13 protein-coding genes and 3 tRNA genes are annotated in these 16,809 nt (G+C 66.1%); 12 read left to right on the forward strand and 4 right to left on the reverse strand.

All coding sequences use genetic code 11. The annotated features are described in order from the left end of the window. Window positions 1-55 precede the first annotated feature (55 nt). From ACNQQL_RS04065 to ACNQQL_RS04075, 3 genes are all read left to right on the forward strand, one after another. Window positions 56-142: transfer RNA gene (locus ACNQQL_RS04065), tRNA-Leu, on the forward strand. Window positions 143-454: 312 nt separating this feature from the next. Next, a complete protein-coding gene (locus ACNQQL_RS04070; protein WP_347063295.1) occupies window positions 455-1,444 on the forward strand; it encodes an aliphatic sulfonate ABC transporter substrate-binding protein in 990 nt (329 codons plus the stop codon). 110 nt (window positions 1,445-1,554) lie between these two features. Beyond that, window positions 1,555-1,641, forward strand: a tRNA-Leu gene (locus ACNQQL_RS04075). A gap of 113 nt (window positions 1,642-1,754) precedes the next feature. Here ACNQQL_RS04075 and ACNQQL_RS04080 read toward each other — a convergent pair. Further along, window positions 1,755-2,318, reverse strand: coding sequence for a flavodoxin family protein (locus tag ACNQQL_RS04080; protein WP_072441621.1), 564 nt, complete (start codon window positions 2,316-2,318; stop codon window positions 1,755-1,757). Window positions 2,319-2,752: 434 nt separating this feature from the next. On the opposite strand from ACNQQL_RS04080, the gene ACNQQL_RS04085 reads away from it, so the two are divergent. The 6 genes from ACNQQL_RS04085 to ACNQQL_RS04110 all read left to right on the forward strand — a co-directional run bounded on the left by ACNQQL_RS04085 (window position 2,753) and on the right by ACNQQL_RS04110 (window position 9,279). After that, a tRNA-Leu gene (locus ACNQQL_RS04085) sits at window positions 2,753-2,839 on the forward strand. A gap of 487 nt (window positions 2,840-3,326) precedes the next feature. Continuing rightward, on the forward strand, window positions 3,327-4,574 hold the full coding sequence (locus ACNQQL_RS04090; protein WP_072441765.1) for an ROK family protein: 1,248 nt from the start codon (window positions 3,327-3,329) through the stop codon (window positions 4,572-4,574). Next, a complete protein-coding gene (locus ACNQQL_RS04095) occupies window positions 4,561-6,114 on the forward strand; it encodes a sugar ABC transporter ATP-binding protein (protein WP_347063296.1) in 1,554 nt (517 codons plus the stop codon). Before ACNQQL_RS04090 ends, ACNQQL_RS04095 begins: the two co-directional genes overlap by 14 nt. A gap of 42 nt (window positions 6,115-6,156) precedes the next feature. Next, the gene (locus ACNQQL_RS04100) at window positions 6,157-7,194 is read left to right on the forward strand and encodes an ABC transporter permease subunit (protein WP_347063297.1); all 1,038 of its coding nucleotides are present in this window, start codon (window positions 6,157-6,159) and stop codon (window positions 7,192-7,194) included. A gap of 84 nt (window positions 7,195-7,278) precedes the next feature. Further along, window positions 7,279-8,223, forward strand: a complete 945-nt coding sequence (locus tag ACNQQL_RS04105; protein WP_347063298.1) for an ABC transporter substrate-binding protein — start codon at window positions 7,279-7,281, stop codon at window positions 8,221-8,223. Between the two features lie 120 nt (window positions 8,224-8,343). Beyond that, window positions 8,344-9,279 (forward strand): carbohydrate kinase, encoded by a 936-nt coding sequence (locus ACNQQL_RS04110; RefSeq protein ID WP_347063299.1) that lies wholly within the window; start codon window positions 8,344-8,346, stop codon window positions 9,277-9,279. Window positions 9,280-9,301: 22 nt separating this feature from the next. On the opposite strand, the gene ACNQQL_RS04115 is transcribed toward ACNQQL_RS04110, so the two are convergent. From ACNQQL_RS04115 to ACNQQL_RS04125, 3 genes are all read right to left on the reverse strand, one after another. Further along, window positions 9,302-11,032, reverse strand: a complete 1,731-nt coding sequence (locus ACNQQL_RS04115) for a SulP family inorganic anion transporter (RefSeq protein ID WP_347063300.1) — start codon at window positions 11,030-11,032, stop codon at window positions 9,302-9,304. A gap of 24 nt (window positions 11,033-11,056) precedes the next feature. Next, a complete protein-coding gene (locus tag ACNQQL_RS04120; protein WP_072441635.1) occupies window positions 11,057-11,683 on the reverse strand; it encodes a ParB-like protein in 627 nt (208 codons plus the stop codon). 130 nt (window positions 11,684-11,813) lie between these two features. Further along, window positions 11,814-12,356 carry a GNAT family N-acetyltransferase gene (locus tag ACNQQL_RS04125; protein WP_347063301.1) on the reverse strand — a complete coding sequence of 181 codons (543 nt, stop codon included), beginning with the start codon at window positions 12,354-12,356 and terminating at the stop codon, window positions 11,814-11,816. 281 nt (window positions 12,357-12,637) lie between these two features. On the opposite strand from ACNQQL_RS04125, the gene ACNQQL_RS04130 reads away from it, so the two are divergent. The 3 genes from ACNQQL_RS04130 to ACNQQL_RS04140 all read left to right on the forward strand — a co-directional run bounded on the left by ACNQQL_RS04130 (window position 12,638) and on the right by ACNQQL_RS04140 (window position 16,802). Then, window positions 12,638-13,858: an MFS transporter gene (locus ACNQQL_RS04130; RefSeq protein ID WP_034184267.1), complete on the forward strand. Its 1,221-nt coding sequence runs from the start codon at window positions 12,638-12,640 to the stop codon at window positions 13,856-13,858. Between the two features lie 214 nt (window positions 13,859-14,072). Continuing rightward, window positions 14,073-14,891 (forward strand): TetR/AcrR family transcriptional regulator, encoded by an 819-nt coding sequence (locus tag ACNQQL_RS04135; RefSeq protein WP_072441638.1) that lies wholly within the window; start codon window positions 14,073-14,075, stop codon window positions 14,889-14,891. Between the two features lie 156 nt (window positions 14,892-15,047). After that, the gene (locus ACNQQL_RS04140) at window positions 15,048-16,802 is read left to right on the forward strand and encodes an AMP-binding protein (RefSeq protein ID WP_347063302.1); all 1,755 of its coding nucleotides are present in this window, start codon (window positions 15,048-15,050) and stop codon (window positions 16,800-16,802) included. Window positions 16,803-16,809: the final 7 nt, after the last annotated feature.

Consider the following 16,809-nt stretch of genomic DNA (forward strand, 5'->3'; position numbering starts at 1 on the left):
ATAATTGGGGCGCTATAATTTCGCTTCTTTGCAGCAAGCAGCTACTGCAAAACGTGCCCAGGTGGCGGAATTGGTAGACGCACTAGGTTCAGGTCCTAGCGGTGGCAACACCGTGGAGGTTCGAGTCCTCTCCTGGGCACCACTTATTTAAAAAGGTCGGCTTCTAGCCGGCCTTTTTTCATTTCCGACTCGGGGAAAAGAGCGACTTACTCGCCGATGAACCTGCGCAGCAACCGGCACGGCTCGTCGAACCCGGCCTTCATGAATTTCCGCAGGCGCGCGGATTGAGCGCCTTCGGCGCGATCTCCGGACTCTGCGCGGCGACCGCCTCCCCGCCCACCCTTATGCCCGCCAGTCGGATCGATAGCAGAATTTATCGGTTATCGCCCGCCCTCCCCGTTGGTACGTTAGCCGGCCCGCTTCATTGCAACGAACCCAACGAGGAGCACGATTCATGACGTCGATGAACCGTCGCGCGTTCGCGCGCGCGATGCTGGCCGCAGGCCTCACTGCGGCGGGCGTCCGAACGCACGCCGAGACCACGCCCGCCGCATTGCGCATTGGCTACCAGAAGTCTTCGACGCTCATCACACTGCTCAAGACGCGCGGCGCACTCGAGCAGGCGCTTGCGCCGCTCGGCCTGCGCGTGTCGTGGCATGAATTCGCGAGCGGGCTGCCGCTGACCGAAGCGCTCAACGTCGGCGCCGTCGATTTCAGCGCCGACGTCGCCGATACGGTCCCGGTCTTCGCACAGGCCGCGCATGCGCGTTTCGTGTACGTCGCGCAGGAAGCGCCGTCGCCGAAGGCACAGGCGATCGTCGTCAAGCAGGACAGCACACTTCGAACGCTCGCCGATCTCAAGGGCAAGCGCATCGCGGTCACGAAGGCGGCCGGCAGCCACTACCTGCTGCTCGCCGCACTCGCACGCGCAAAGCTCACGCCCGCCGACGCGGCGATCCACTACCTGACGCCCGCAGATGGCCGCGCAGCGTTCGAGCGCGGCAGCGTGGACGCATGGATCACGTGGGATCCGTATGTCGCGTCGGTCGACCGGAATCCCGACGTGCGGATTCTGGCCGACGGCAACGGACTCGCGTCGTACCAGCGCTACTACCTCGCATCGAGCAGTTTCGCCGCCGCGCGGCCTGACGTTGTCCAGATCCTGTTCGACCAGTTGTCGCAGGCCGGCGCGTGGTTGCGCGACCATCCGCAGGAGGCCGCGAATACGCTTGCGCCGATCTGGGGGCTCGACGCGGCGGCTATCGCACGCGCGAACGCGCGACGCAGCTACCTCGTTCGCGCAGTGGTCGCGCAAAATTTCGGCGAACAGCAGAAGATCGCCGACACGTTCCTCGCCGCCGGACTGCTGCCGGCACGCGTCGATACGGGCCAGGCGCAGCGCTGGAATTTCGCGGCAAAACGCGCGGATCCGGTCGGCGCGTGAGACTCCGTCGCACAAGGATGCGATATTTTTATCGCTTCGGATGAAATTGTGTTGACAGACTCCGAAGACACGCTAGAATAGCGGTCTTCGCATCGCAGCAAGCGAAACGTGCCCAGGTGGCGGAATTGGTAGACGCACTAGGTTCAGGTCCTAGCGGTGGCAACATCGTGGAGGTTCGAGTCCTCTCCTGGGCACCACTTATTTAAAAAGGTCGGCTTCTAGCCGGCCTTTTTTCATTTCCGGTCCCGCATCGGCGCCACCCATCCGTCAGCCGGACGACCATCGAGACAGCGCCGACCGGCCATCGGCTTCAGGCACCGTTCCAGCGTTTCGCGGCAATCGCGACGCGCTCGCCCAGCAATTCGGCCGTCTTTCGATCGCTCTCGAGAATCGCATCGCCGCCCTCGTCCGCATTCGCCTGCGCCATCGCACCGAGGAACGACCCGAGTCGATTCAGATCGTTGACCGAACCCGTACTGCTGTTGTTGCCGGGCATCAGACCGAGGCTGACCCACAGCATCTGATGCTGGGCAGCGAAGACAGCAAGCTGCTGCAGCGTCGCCAGTTTGTCGCCGCTTTGCGATGCCGACACCGTAAAGCCGGCCGCCAGCTTGTCTCGCCACTTGCCCCAATGCTTCGACGATGCGTCCATGAAGCCCTTGAACTGCGCGGACGCGCTGCCCATGTAGGTCGGCGAACCAAAGACGATCGCCTTGGCATCGCGCTCCAGGTACTCCCAGTGTTCATCGATCGCGTCGACAGGGATCAGCTTGACCGACGCACCGTCGACCTTCTCGATACCACGAGCGACTGCGTCCGCAATGACGGCCGCATGGCCGTAGCCGCTATGAAAAACCACTGCGATTTCAGACATCGGAAACTCCTTTTGGGTTATTCCACAAAAACGTTACCGCGATAGTAACAGAAATAATCGCGATGCAAATGCGTTCGCTTGCATGTACCGCGCGCTCTACAGCGGCAGACGACTACACGATGCGCACGGTGTCGCCAAGCGAGCGGGCAACCGCGCGGCGCCCACCGCCTGCATTCGCGAGTCGGCGCGGTACGACAAGCTCACACCGACAATAACTTCTCCGGCGACGGACTTGAACCTGCGCTCAGGAAATTCGCCCGCTCTTCTCCTGCAGCAATCGTTCGCATCGGGATCGCCCCCGGCGGCGATACTCGAACACGACAAATCCGGCACGCGCCCTTTTTTCGCCCTCTTCAAAGACCGCGCAAAATTTGTTGACAAGCCGTTCGGGCACGCTATAATTGCGGTCTTTCGCATCGCAGCAAGCGAAATGTGCCCAGGTGGCGGAATTGGTAGACGCACTAGGTTCAGGTCCTAGCGGTGGCAACATCGTGGAGGTTCGAGTCCTCTCCTGGGCACCACTTGTTTTCTAAAAAGGTCGGCTTCTAGCCGGCCTTTTTCTTTTTCAGGCCCAGGAAGCAAAGCGCCTGCGCGCTTTGCGGGAGGACTCGAAAGGCTGCGCTTGCAAGCGCAGCCGGGGTCGCGCTCGTGTGACCGAGTCCTCTCCTGGGCACCACTTGTTTTCTAAAAAGGTCGGCTTCTAGCCGGCCTTTTTTCATTTCCCATCCTGCATCATTCACACCGCCCTGTTGATCCGCACGGTGTGCCCCCTTCCCTTGCCACCTACCGGACGGACGTCGTCGCGTCCGCAGCGAACACGCGCCCGCCACGCGAATTCCAAAGTTTTCGCCCCCGGTTCCGCGACCCATCCCCATTTCCCGAGCCACCCCTCATCCACGGCAAAAACCGGGATTTCCCTAGGCTGACATGTCGGCGCTCACGCGGTTAAATAAATCAACGTGATTTATTTAATGCGCTACCGCACAGCGCAACATGGAAGGAGACGCCATGAGAAGCCCGCACATCGGCCAGGGAAGTAATTCGGCCAACGTGCGCCGTTACAACGAGCGCCTGCTGCTGAAGACGCTGCGCCGCGCAGGCAGCGCGTCGAAGGCCGACCTTGCGCGTCTCGCGAGCATGACGGGCACGGCGGTCGGCAGCATCATCGCATCGCTCGCCGATGCGAAGCTGATCGAATTCGCGGGCCGCACCGAAGGCCAGCGCGGCCAGCCGGCATCGTTGATCCGCCTCGACCCGCGCGGCGCATTCGGCATCGGCGTCCATCTCGACCGGATGCGAATCGAGACGGCGCTCGTCAACTTCGCGGGCGACGTGCTCGGCCGCCGCTCGCACGACACGCTGCTGCCCCCTCCCGCCGACGTGCTCGAGATCGTGCGTCACGACATCGACGCGATGCAGGCCCTGCTCCCCGACCACGAACGCGCGCGCCTGACCGGCATCGGCGTCGCGCAGCCTTACAACCTCGGCGCGTGGATGCGCGAACTCGGCCTCGCGCCCGACACGTTCCGCGCATGGGAAGACGTCGATTTCGCGAGCGACCTCGGTCGCGCGCTGTCGCTGCCCGTGTTCGGCGAAAACGACGGCAACGCGGCCGCGATCGCCGAACTGTTCTACGGATACGGCCGGCAGTGCGACGACTTCGTCTACCTGTTCATCGGACCGGCGATCGGCGGCGGCATCGCGATCGACGGCGACTGCCTGCGCGGCGTGACCGGCAATGCAGGCGACATCGCCGTGATTCCCGTGCCGCCGAGCCGGCTGGCATCCGCGCCGCCGCCGCGCGGCCCGTGGGACATCCTGCTCGCGCGCGCCTCGCTGCACGCGCTCGTACGCCATCTGCGCCATCACGGCGAGACGGTCGAGAACCGCGCCGATCTCGAAGCCTGCATTGCCCGCGGCCTGCCGGCCGTCGACGAATGGATCGACGACTGCGTCGACGCGCTCGCGCCGGCGTTGCGCGCGGTGCTGTGCGTGGTCGATGCTCCGGTAGTCGTGATCGACGCCGATACCGATGCGGGCCTGCTCGACGCGGTCACGACGCGCCTGCGCTCGGCACTGGTTGCCACCGCGCCCGAAGCGCGCGGCACGCCGACGCTCGTGCGCGGCACGTTCGGCGCCGACGCCGGCGCGATCGGCGCGGCCACGCTGCCGATGTTCTTCAACTTTTCCCCGCGGGCCGGCATCCTCAAGGGCGCCCGCACCGACTCGCAGGAGGTCAACCATGTCGCGGTCTGAGTCGCCCCGCCCGCTGCTCGAAATGCGCCGGATCAGCAAGACGTTCCCGGCCGTGCGCGCGCTGGACAATGTCAGCCTGACCGTCTATCCGGGCGAGATCCACTCGCTGATGGGCGAGAACGGCGCCGGTAAATCGACGCTGATGAAGATCCTGTCGGGCGCATACCGCGCCGACGCCGGCGGCGAGATCCTGATCGACGGCGAACGCATCGACATCGACGGGCCGCTCGCCGCGCGCGATGCGGGCGTCGCGGTGATCTACCAGGAGCTGTGCCTGTCGCCGAACCTGACCGTCGCGGAAAACATCTACGTCGGCCGCGAACTGCGGCGCGGCAATCGGCGCTGGGGCATGATCGACCGCGCGGCGATGGCGCGCGGCTGCCAGGACGTGCTCGCGCGCCTCGGCGCATCGTTCGGCCCCGAAACGCTCGTCGACACGCTGTCGATCGCCGAACAGCAGCTCGTCGAGATCGCGCGCGCCGTGCACACCCGCGCCCGCATCCTCGTGATGGACGAGCCGACGACGCCGCTGTCGTCGCGCGAAACCGAGCATCTGTTCCGCCTGATCCGCCAGTTGCGCGCGGAAGGTCTCGCGATCATCTACATCAGCCACCGGATGGCGGAGATCTACGAACTGTCCGACCGCGTGTCGGTGCTGCGCGACGGCGCATACGTCGGCACGCTCGAACGCGAATCGCTGTCGGCCGAGCGTCTCGTCGCGATGATGGTCGGCCGCGACATCTCCGGCTTCTACAAGAAGGAACACGCGCCGTACGACCCCGGCCACCTGTTGCTGTCGGTACGCGACATCGCCGACGGCGCGCGCGTGCGCGGCTGCAGCCTCGACCTGCATGCCGGCGAGGTGCTCGGCATCGCCGGGCTCGTCGGCGCGGGCCGCACCGAACTCGCGCGGCTGATCTTCGGCGCCGAACCGCGCATGCGCGGCGACGTGAAACTGGCCGGCCGCACGTTCGGCGGACACTCGCCGCGCGACGCGATCGACGCGGGCCTCGTCTACCTGACCGAAGACCGCAAGCGCCAGGGCCTGTTCCTCGACATGAGCGTGCGCGACAACATCAACATTTCCGTCTGCAACCGCGATGCACGGCTCGGCGCGCTCGACCTCGCGCGCGGCGCCGAGCGCGCGCGCGACGCGATTTCCTCGCTGTCGATCCGTGTACCTCACGCGAACGTCAACGTCGGCGCGCTGTCGGGCGGCAACCAGCAGAAGGTGCTGCTGTCGCGCCTGCTGGAGACGAAACCGCGCGTACTGATCCTCGACGAACCGACGCGCGGCGTCGACATCGGCGCGAAATCCGAGATCTACCGGATCATCAACGAACTGGCCCGTGCCGGCGTGGGCGTGATCGTGATCTCGAGCGAGCTGCCGGAGATCATCGGCGTCGCGGACCGCGTGCTCGTGATGCGCGAAGGCGAGATCGCGGGCGAACTCGGCGGCCACACGCACACGCCCATCACGCAGGAAGCCATCATCGCGCTCGCGACCGGCTCGCAGGCCGAACTCGCCGACGCGCACTGAGCCGCGCTCTTTCATTTGACTCTTACAATTCAGGTTACCGAAATGATCAACCCGACCAAGCAGCGGAACCTCGCTTCCGCGACGGCCCATCCGGTGGGCGATCGTACTCCCCAGTTGCGCACCGCCGATCATCGAGCACGCATGCAGTCGCTGATACGCACCGCCGGCATGCTGCCGGTGCTGCTGGTCCTGTGCGTCGGCTTCGGCTTCCTGACCGACGGCTTCTTCACGCTGCAGAACCTGTCGATCGTCACGCAGCAGGCGTCGATCAACATCGTGCTCGCCGCCGGCATGACCTTCGTGATCCTGACGGGCGGCATCGACCTGTCGGTCGGCTCGGTGCTCGCCGCCGCGGCCGTCGCCGCGCTGATCGCGTCGACCATTCCCGGCTGGGGCTGGCTCGGCGTGCCCTTCGCGCTCGTCGTCGGCCTCGTGTTCGGCGCGATCAACGGCGGCCTGATCTCATTCCTGCGCCTGCCGCCGTTCATCGTCACGCTCGGTGCGATGACGGCCGTGCGCGGCGTCGCGCGCCTGATCGGCAACGACACGACCGTGTTCAATCCGCAGTTGCCGTTCGCGTTCATCGGCAACGGCACGATGCTCGGTGTGCCGTGGCTCGTCGTGATCGCGTGCGCGGTGATCGCGATCTCATGGTTCATCCTGCGCCGTACCGTGCTCGGGATGCGGATCTATTCGGTCGGCGGCAATCCGGAAGCCGCACGCCTGTCGGGCATCAACGTGCGGGCGATCCAGATGTTCGTGTATGCGGCGTCGGGGCTGCTCGCGGGCCTCGGCGCGGTGATGTCCGCCGCGCGGCTCTATGCGGCCAACGGCCTGCAGCTCGGCCAGTCCTACGAACTCGACGCGATCGCCGCGGTGATCCTCGGCGGCACGAGCTTCGTCGGCGGCGTCGGCTCGATCGTCGGCACGCTGATCGGCGCGTTGATCATCGCGGTACTGACGAACGGACTCGTGCTGCTCGGCGTGTCCGACATCTGGCAGTACATCATCAAGGGGCTCGTGATCATCGGCGCCGTCGCGCTCGATCGCTACCGCCAGCGCGATTCGGCGCGCACCTGACACCGTTCCCGTCCATTCAACCTTGCGGCGCAGGCAGGCACGCCTGCGCCCGTCTACCAACCAACCTCACGGAGACACAACGACATGTTCAAGCACAAAGCCGCCCTGACCGCCGTCGCCTGCGCACTCGCATTCGGCGCTGCCGTCGCGCACGCAGCCGACAAGCCGCTCAAATCGATCGGCGTCACGGTCGGGTCGCTCGGCAACCCGTACTTCGTCACGATCGTCAAGGGCGCCGAAGCGCGCGCGAAGCAAATCAACCCGAACGCGAAGGTCACGGCCGTGTCGGCCGACTACGACCTGAACAAGCAGTTCACGCAGATCGACAACTTCATCTCCGCGCACGTCGACATGATCCTGCTCAACGCGACCGCCCCGAAGGCGATCGAGCCGGCAGTGAAGAAGGCGCAGGCGGCCGGCATCACGGTCGTCGCGGTCGACGTCGCGGCAGCCGGCGCGAATGCGACCGTGCAGACCAACAACGTGAAGGCCGGCGAACTCGCGTGCGACTACATCGCGAAGAAACTCAACGGCAAGGGCAACGTGATCATCGAGAACGGGCCGCAGGTGTCGGCTGTGATCGATCGCGTCACCGGCTGCAAGACCGTGCTCGCGAAAAACGCGGGCATCAAGCTGCTGTCGAGCGACCAGGACGGCAAGGGCTCGCGCGAAGGCGGGATGAACGCGATGCAGGGCTACCTGACGCGCTTTCCGAAGCTCGATGCGGTATTTACGATCAACGACCCGCAGGCGATCGGCAGCGATCTCGCCGCGAAACAGCTGAACCGTCCGGGCATCGTGATCACGTCGGTCGACGGTGCGCCCGACATCGAGGTCGCGCTCAAGTCCAACACGCTCGTGCAGGCGTCGTCGAGCCAGGACCCGTGGGCGATGGCGCAGCAGGCCGTCAACGTCGGCTACGGGATCATGAACGGCCAGAAGCCGGCCAATCCGATGATCCTGATCGAGCCGACGCTCATCACGCGCGACAACGTGAAGACCTACAAGGGCTGGAGCGCCCCGCGCTGATCGCGCCGCCCGTCCACTGAACCGGGCGGTGCCGGGCTGCGTCGCCGCGCGCGACGGCCGGCGCCGCCCGCCCCGCCCGCTCACATCAACCACTGCACGGCCGCGCCACAAGGTTTCAACATGACGACGACGCTCCCCCGCCTGATCGTATTCGGCGAAGCGCTGACCGATTTCATCCGCGACGACGCGCAGCGCTGGCACAGCGTCGCCGGCGGCTCATGCTGGAACGTTGCGCGCGTCGGCGCGCGACTCGGCGCGCCGACGGCCTTCGCCGGCACGGTCAGCCGCGACATCTTCGGCGACGAACTGATGCGCAAGAGCGCCGACGCAGGGCTCGACATGCGTTTCATCCGGCAGGTCGACCGCGCGCCGCTGCTCGCGATGGTCGTGTCGAAGCAGCCGCCCCACTATTTCTTCATCGGCGAGAACAGCGCCGATCTCGCGTTCGATCCGGCGGACCTGCCCGCCGGCGCACTTGACGTGGCCGAAATCGTGCACATCGGCTCGCTCGGCGTCGTGCGCGAGCCGCTCGCGTCGCGCCTGATCGAGGTGGCGCAGGCCGCGCGCGCGGCCGGCAAGCGGATCTCGTTCGATCCGAACTACCGTGCGCCGATGGCCGCGCCGTCGTATCGCGACACGCTGCGCCGGCTGGCCGCGCTCGCCGACTGGATCAAGGTGTCCGACGAGGATCTTCACGGGCTGTTTCCCGAACTCGACGAAACGGCCGCACTCGCGCAACTGCGCGCGTGGGCGCCCGATGCGACGATGCTCGTCACGCGCGGCGCATCCGGCATGCAGCTCCTGCATCGCGACACCGTGCTGTTCCTGCCCGCGTTCCCGACCGAGGTCGTCGACACGGTCGGCTGCGGCGACGCCAGCATCGGCGGCTGGCTCGCGAGCCAGCTTGCGCGGCCCGATGCATCGCCCGCCGAGCATCTGCGTTACGCGGCCGCGTGCGCGGCGGTCGCCTGTGCGCACGCAGGCGCCTATGCGCCGACGGCCGCGGAAGTGGCCGATATGATCGATCGCGCTGCCGACGCCGTGCTTTCGCAATAGATCGCACTGACGCGCCACCTCGTTACACGGCGGTCGTTCCGTCGCTGCCGTCCGGCTGCATACCGGCCTGCAACAGTTGCAGACTTTCGTCGACGCTCAGTTCGGACATCGCGTCCTCATGCAGCGTATCGTCCGCCGCACGGCGCAACGCATGCAGCGCGTGCATCTTGAGCCTCACAATCGCGAGCCGCAGCCCGCGTGCCGTGCATTCGGCCGCGAACGTGCGCAACGATTCGATCGTCGTGCCGTCGATATCCGGCGTTTCCTCGAGGCTCAGCATCACAGCATGCGTGTCCGGCGCGGCCTTCATCAGCGCACGTACGCGATTCAGCATCCGGTCCGCGTTCGCGAAGAACAGCTGCGCCTCGGGCCGCACGATCAGCACGCCCGGCACCGGCTTCGCGTCCGCATGGCTCGCGACGTCGACGAAGTCATGGCTGTCGCGTAGCCGGCCGAGCACGCTGACGTTCGGCTCGGACAGCTTGCGCAGCGTCAGCAGCAGGCTTACGCCGATGGCCGCGAGCAGCCCGTGCAGCACGCCGAGCACGAGCACCGCGAGCAGTGCGGCGATCACGACGAGCCGGTCGCGATGCCAGTCCCAGTACGGCTTGAATACGGACGGATGCAGCGAGTGGCTGACCGCGAAGATCACGATCGCCGCGAGCACGGGCTCCGGCGTGCGCGCGAGCTGCGGCAGCAGCAGCCAGACGATCAGCGCGACCACGCCGGCCGCCCACAGGCCGGCGAAGCGCGACTGCGCGCCGGCCGCCTCGTTCGCCGACGTTGCCGAATAGCCGGCGCCGACCGGCATCCCGTGCAGCAGGCCCGACACGAGGTTCGCGCAGCCGAGCGCGACGAGGTCGCGGTTCGGCGACACGCTGTCGCCATGCTTCAGCGCGAAGTTGCGGATCGATCCGTACGACTCCGCGTACAGGATCAGCATCAGCGCGAACGCGAGCTCGACCGTCTGCATCCACGCGTTGCGGTCGAGCTGCGGCAGGCCGAATTCGATGTGCCGGAAATCGATATTGCCGACGATCGCGATCCCGTATCGCTGCCAGTCGATCGCATAGCCGACAGCGATCGACAGCACGATCACGACGAGCGTAGCGGGCACGCGCGAGCGGCGCCCGAGCACGAACAGCAGCGCCAGCGCGGTCGCGCCGAGCACGACACTCGCGAGGTTCGCATGCGGGGCGCCGGCGATCAGGTCGAGCGTGACATGCGGCGCATCGCTGTGCTGCACGGAAATCGCGAGAATCTTCGGCAACTGCTTGATGACGATCGTCAGTGCGAGCCCGAACGTGAAACCGCGCAGCACGGGCCGCGCGACGAAGTCCGACATGCCGCCGAGCCGCGCGGCGCCCGCCAGCATGAACAGCACGCCCGTCATCGCGACCAGCGCCGCCGCCAGCGCGAGCTGTTCGGCAAGCGCCATCCCCGATTCCGCGAGCACGGTCGCCGCGAGCACGGCAGCCGACGACGACGTCGACGACACGATCGCGAAGCGGCTGCTGCCCGTGAGCGCATAGACGACGAGCCCCGCCAGCAGCGCGATGAGACCGGCCTGCGGCGGCAGGTTGGCCAAGCCCGCATACGCGACCGCCTCGGGAATCAGCAGGCCCGCGATCGACAGGCCGGCCAGTGCATCGAGGCCGATGCGCCGCGCGGGCGGCGGCGACGCTGCGTCGAGCGCGGAGAAATGGTCGGCATGCTGCGGGCCGGCATCGGGGCGGATCGGGGCGATCGTCATGAGGCGGTCGGCGCCGTGCGCCGGTCAGGGTTTGACGGCGATGACGCCCGACCAGCCGGGCAGATAGCGCGCATCCTGGTCGTGCGCGCGGTGCAGCGCGAGGTCGAGCGCCTTTGCAAAGTTCTTGCGGATCTGGTCGAGCGACACGCGCTGGCGCAGGTAATCGGCCCACAGGAATTCGCTGAACGGCGTCGCGTCCTTCGCATAGCCGCCCGCCGTGCGCAGTTCGCCTGCAAGGCTGCGGTACGGGTCGTCCACGAGCCCCGTCAGCGCCTTCGGCAAATGCACGTAGTCGCGACGCGACCCGTCCGCGCCGAACGGATGCACCCACTGGTTGTGCTCCATCATCCGCCAGAAAATCGTATCGTCGAGCCACGACAGATCCTTCAGCAGCATCGCGTTCACGCGCGACTCGCCCTCCTCGATCAGCGCGAGGCCGAGATGGTGATGATCGGTGATGTAGTGCAGCCCGTCCGGGCCGAGGACGGCCGGGAACCAGTGCGATTCGATCGCGGCCTTGCGCGCGCGCTTGTCGAGCGCCTTCCAGTGCTTGCGCTTCGCCTTGACTTCGCGATAACCAACCGTCATCTGCGTCGGACGCAGCGCGTCGAGCCTGACTGGAATGAGATGAACGTCGCGGCCGAGTGTCATGGTCGTACCCCATGTTGCGAAATTCCGGCAACGATACTCCTGATCGCGCGAGCCGTTAATACGGCATGACCGCGATATGCCGGCGATTGACGATCTCCGACAGCTGCGCACGCGTGTGCACGATGCCGCGCTACGCGCGCAGATCGTTGCGCTCGAGACGATGGCGAATGTAAGGAATGCCGTCGTGCACGACGCTCACGCGACGCATCCCGAGCTTGCGCGCGACGTTCAGCGAACCGTTGTTGGCCTCGGCGATATCGGCGATCACGCGCGGCAGGCGCACGGTATCGAACGCATGCCGCACGACGGCGGCCGCGGCCTCGCTCGCGATGCCGCGCCCCCAGGTCGCGCGCACGAGCCGCCAGCCGATCTCGACGTCGCGCGCACCGTCCGCATAGTCGGGAATCAGCAGGATCCAGCCGATGAATGTATTGGGTGCGGCCTTCTCGAAGATCGACCAGTAGCCGAGTCCCGGCGGATAGTCGCGCGTGATCCGGTGCGTGACGAAGCGGCGATGCTCGACGGGATCGTGCCACGGGCCCGCGATATGCCGCGTGACCTCGGGATCGCGATCCATCGCGATGCACGCGTCGAGATCGGCCAGCACGCGCGGGCGCAGCCACAGCCGGGCGGTTTCGAGCACGGGCAGCGCGGCAGCGGAACGTTCGTTCATCGGGACTCCTGATTCGGTGACGATGCGCATCGAGCGCATTACAGAACAAATACAAAACGCCTTCCGGAATGATACAGATGCCTGTCGCCGGTCCGGCGCGGCTTCGTTTCCGTTTCCGAAACAGTTCATTTCGTAGGGATTATTCCCGATTCGGCGTTATCGCGCCCCACATCGCATGGCGCCGCGGCCTACACTCGATCAGTGCCCGCGCACCGCGCGCAAGCCGGGCCGGCATCCGCATGCACATCGTGAGCGCGCAAGCAAACGAGGAGACCTCGGACATGAGCTGGACCCGCGAACAACGCAACGTCACGATCGCCGCCTACCTGGGCTGGACGCTCGACGCGTTCGATTTTTTCCTGATGGTTTTCGTGCTGAAGGACATCGCCGCCGAATTCGCGTCGACGATCCCCGCCGTTGCGTTCGCGCTCACGCTGACGCTCGCGATGCGCCCGCTCGGCGCACTGATCTTCGGCCGGCTTGCCGACCGCTTCGGCCGCCGCCCGACGCTGATGGTCAACATCGCGTGTTATTCGCTGCTCGAACTCGCGTCGGGTTTCGCGCCGAGCCTGACCGCGCTGCTGGTGCTGCGCGCGCTGTTCGGCATCGCGATGGGCGGCGAATGGGGCGTCGGCTCCGCGCTGACGATGGAAACCGTGCCGACCCATGCGCGCGGTTTCGTGTCGGGACTGCTGCAGGCCGGCTATCCGAGCGGCTATCTGCTCGCGTCCGTCGTGTTCGGCCTCTTCTACCAGTACATCGGCTGGCGCGGCATGTTCATGGTCGGCGTGCTGCCCGCGCTGCTCGTGCTGTACGTGCGCACGCACGTGCCCGAATCGCCGGCGTGGAAACTGATGGAGAAACGCCCGCGCCCGAGCCTCGGAACCACGCTGAAGCAGAACTGGAAACTCACGATCTACGCGATCGTGCTGATGACCGCGTTCAACTTCTTCTCGCACGGCACGCAGGATCTCTATCCGACGTTCCTGCGCGAACAGCATCACTTCGATCCGCATACCGTGTCGTGGATCACGATCGTGCTGAACATCGGCGCAATCGTCGGCGGACTGTCGTTCGGTGCGATCTCGGAACGGATCGGCCGGCGCCGCACGATCTTCATCGCCGCGCTGATCGCACTGCCCGTGCTGCCGCTGTGGGCGTTCTCGAGCGGCCCGGTTGCCCTCGCCGCGGGCGCGTTCCTGATGCAGATCTCGGTACAGGGCGCGTGGGGCGTGATTCCGGTCCACCTGAACGAGATTTCGCCCGACGAAATCCGCGCGACCTTCCCCGGCGTCGTCTACCAGCTCGGCAACCTGCTCGCGTCCGGCAACGCGACGATGCAGGCATCGCTCGCCGTTTCGCACGACAACAACTACAGCTTCGCGCTCGCGCTCGTGGCCGGCATCGTCGCCGTCGCGATCGCCGTGCTGATCCTGTTCAGCCGCGAGCGGCGCGGCATCGACATGACGCAATCGGTCAATACGCGTAGCACGGTCGGCTGAACCCGCACATTGACGCATCGCACCATCGCGCGCGCCCCGCCCCTCGGGGTCGCGCGCCACGCTTGCCGCAGTTGCACATCGAACTAGAGGAATTTGTCCAGATTCCCCGCTTGCCCGCTCCGCCCGCGTTTTTTTATCTTAATAAAAACGACTGTTTGAATCAGACAATCAAATCACCTGTTCGCGGCCGGGCGACCGGCATGGGAGGCGGAACATGGCAGTAAGTCAGGAGGGGCGGCCATCCGCGGGACGGCCGTCCGGGGCGCGATCATCCGGCCCTCGGCAGACCGGCGGGACGAAGGCGCGCATCCTCGATGCGGCCGAGGACCTGTTCATCGAGCATGGCTTCGAGGCGATGTCGATGCGGCAGATCACGTCGCGCGCGGCGGTCAACCTCGCGGCGGTCAACTACCACTTCGGCAGCAAGGAAGCGTTGATCCACGCGATGCTGTCGCGCCGGCTCGATCAGCTCAACCAGGAACGCCTCGGCATCCTCGACCGCTTCGATGCGCAGCTCGGTTCGCACATCACCTGCGAGCACGTGCTCGGCGCGATGTTCATTCCCGCGCTGAAGGCGTCGCGCAACCCGGAACGCGGCGGGCCCGGGTTCCTCCGGCTGATCGGCCGCGCGTACACCGATCCGTCGCCGTTCGTGCGCAACTTCCTGACCGCGCACTACGCGAGCGTCGCGGGCCGCTTCTTCGACGCGTTCCAGCGCGCGTTGCCGCACCTGCCGCGCACGGAGCTCGGCTGGCGGCTGCACTTCGCGATCGGCGCGCTGTCCGGCGCGCTCGCGGGTGCCGAGACGGAAAGCCTGATCGACGAGTTCTCGCAAGGCCGCACAATGAACGACGTGCAGATGATCGCGCGGCTGTCATCGCTGATCGTCGCCGCGCTGAAGGCGCCGATGCCCGACAGCGCCCAACTGTCGATTTTCGCGGCGGTGCTCGACGACGCGGGAGCGAGCGAAGCGTTCGGGCTGCCGTCGAGTGCGGCAGCCGCCGAGACGGCGACGCTGCATTCCGCGAACTGAGTGCGCGGGGCCACACGCGACTTCCTGTTCACGATTTGATCGATACGAGGGGTCATGCGGTGCGTCGAGGCGCCCGTGTTGATCGCCCGTGAAGCATGGGGCACGGGCAGGCATCGAAACGCCTGCCCGCGCCGAAGCAAAGACTGGAGACACGTCATGTCATCTTCCGCAGCAACCGCAGCGGCCCAGGTTCCGCCGAACACCGACGGTATCTGGTACGCGTCATACCCACCCGGCGTACCGCACGAAATCGACGTCACTCAATACGCATCGCTCGTGCAGTTCTTCGACGAATGCACGACACGCTTCGCCGAGCGCGTCGCCTACGTGAGCGCAGGCGCATCGATGACCTATCGCACGCTCGCGCGGAAAGTCGACGCATTCGCGTCGTATCTGCAAAGCCTCGGCGTGAAGCCCGGCGACCGCGTCGCGATCATGCTGCCGAATACGTTCCAGTATCCGGTCGCGCTGTTCGGCACGCTGAAGGCCGGCGCAATCGTCGTCAACGTGAATCCGCTCTACACCGCGCGCGAACTCGCGCACCAGCTGAAGGACAGCGGTGCGCAGACCATCGTCGTGTTCGAGAACTTCGCGAGCACGCTGCAGGAGGCGCTGCCGGAAACGCAGGTGAAGAACATCGTCGTCACCGCGCTCGGCGACCTGCTCGCCGACGGCTTCAATGCGAAAGGACGCCTGATCAATTTCGTGCTGAAGCACGTGAAGAAGCTGGTGCCGGCCTACCACCTGCCGCAGGCGATCCGGCTGCGCTCCGCACTTGCGCTCGGCGCGCGCGGCAAACCGCAGCCGGTGCAGATAACGCGCGACGACCTCGCGTTCCTGCAATACACGGGCGGCACGACCGGCGTCGCGAAAGGCGCGATGCTCACGCACGGCAACCTGATCGCGAACCTGCTGCAGGCGAAGGCATGGATCGCCGACCAGGTCTCGGGCGACGTCGAAACCGTGCTCACACCGCTGCCGCTCTATCACATCTATTCGCTGACGGTGAATGCGTTCATCTTCATGGGGCTCGGCGGGCGCAACATCCTGATCGCGAACCCGCGCGACATGAAGATGGTGATGAAGATCATCCGCAACGAAACGTTCACGGGAATCACCGGCATCAACACGCTGTACAACGCGTTCCTCGACAACGAGGAATTCCGCAAGCGCGACTTCTCGAAGCTCAAGCTCGCGATGGCGGGCGGGATGGCGATGCAGCGTGCGGTCGCGGAGCGCTTCCAGCAGGTGACGGGCCGGCCGGTGGTCGAAGGCTACGGCCTTACCGAATGCTCGCCGATCGTCACGATGAACCCCGTAAACCTGAACGACATGGCCTCGTTCAGCGGTTCGATCGGCCTGCCCGCCCCGTCCACCATCGTGCGCTTTCGCCGTGAGGACGGTACCTGGGCCGCGATCGGCGAGCCGGGCGAGCTGTGCGTACACGGTCCGCAGGTGATGCGCGGCTACTGGCAGCGCCCCGACGAGACGGCCAAGGCGATCGACGCCGACGGCTGGCTCGGCACCGGCGACATCGGCGTGATGGACGAACGCGGCTTCATCCGCCTCATCGACCGCAAGAAGGACATGATCCTCGTATCGGGCTTCAACGTGTATCCGAACGAGATCGAGGAAGTGCTCGTGATGCATCCGGGCATCAGCGAGGCCGCCGCGATCGGTATTCCCGACGAGGTGCAGGGCGAACGAATCAAGGTGTTCGTCGTTCGGCGCGACCCGTCGCTCACCGTCGACGACGTGCTCGCGCACTGCCGCAAGAACCTGACCGGCTACAAGATGCCGAAATTCGTCGAGTTCCGCGACGCGCTGCCGCAGACGAACGTCGGCAAGATCCTGCGCCGCGCGCTGCGCGACGAGGAGCTCGCCAGGATCAAGACCGCGAAGCAAGACTGAACGATCC

Origin of the sequence: Burkholderia sp. LFS061 (genome assembly GCF_047978125.1) — a bacterium.
Taxonomy (GTDB): Bacteria; Pseudomonadota; Gammaproteobacteria; order Burkholderiales; family Burkholderiaceae; genus Burkholderia; species Burkholderia pyrrocinia_C.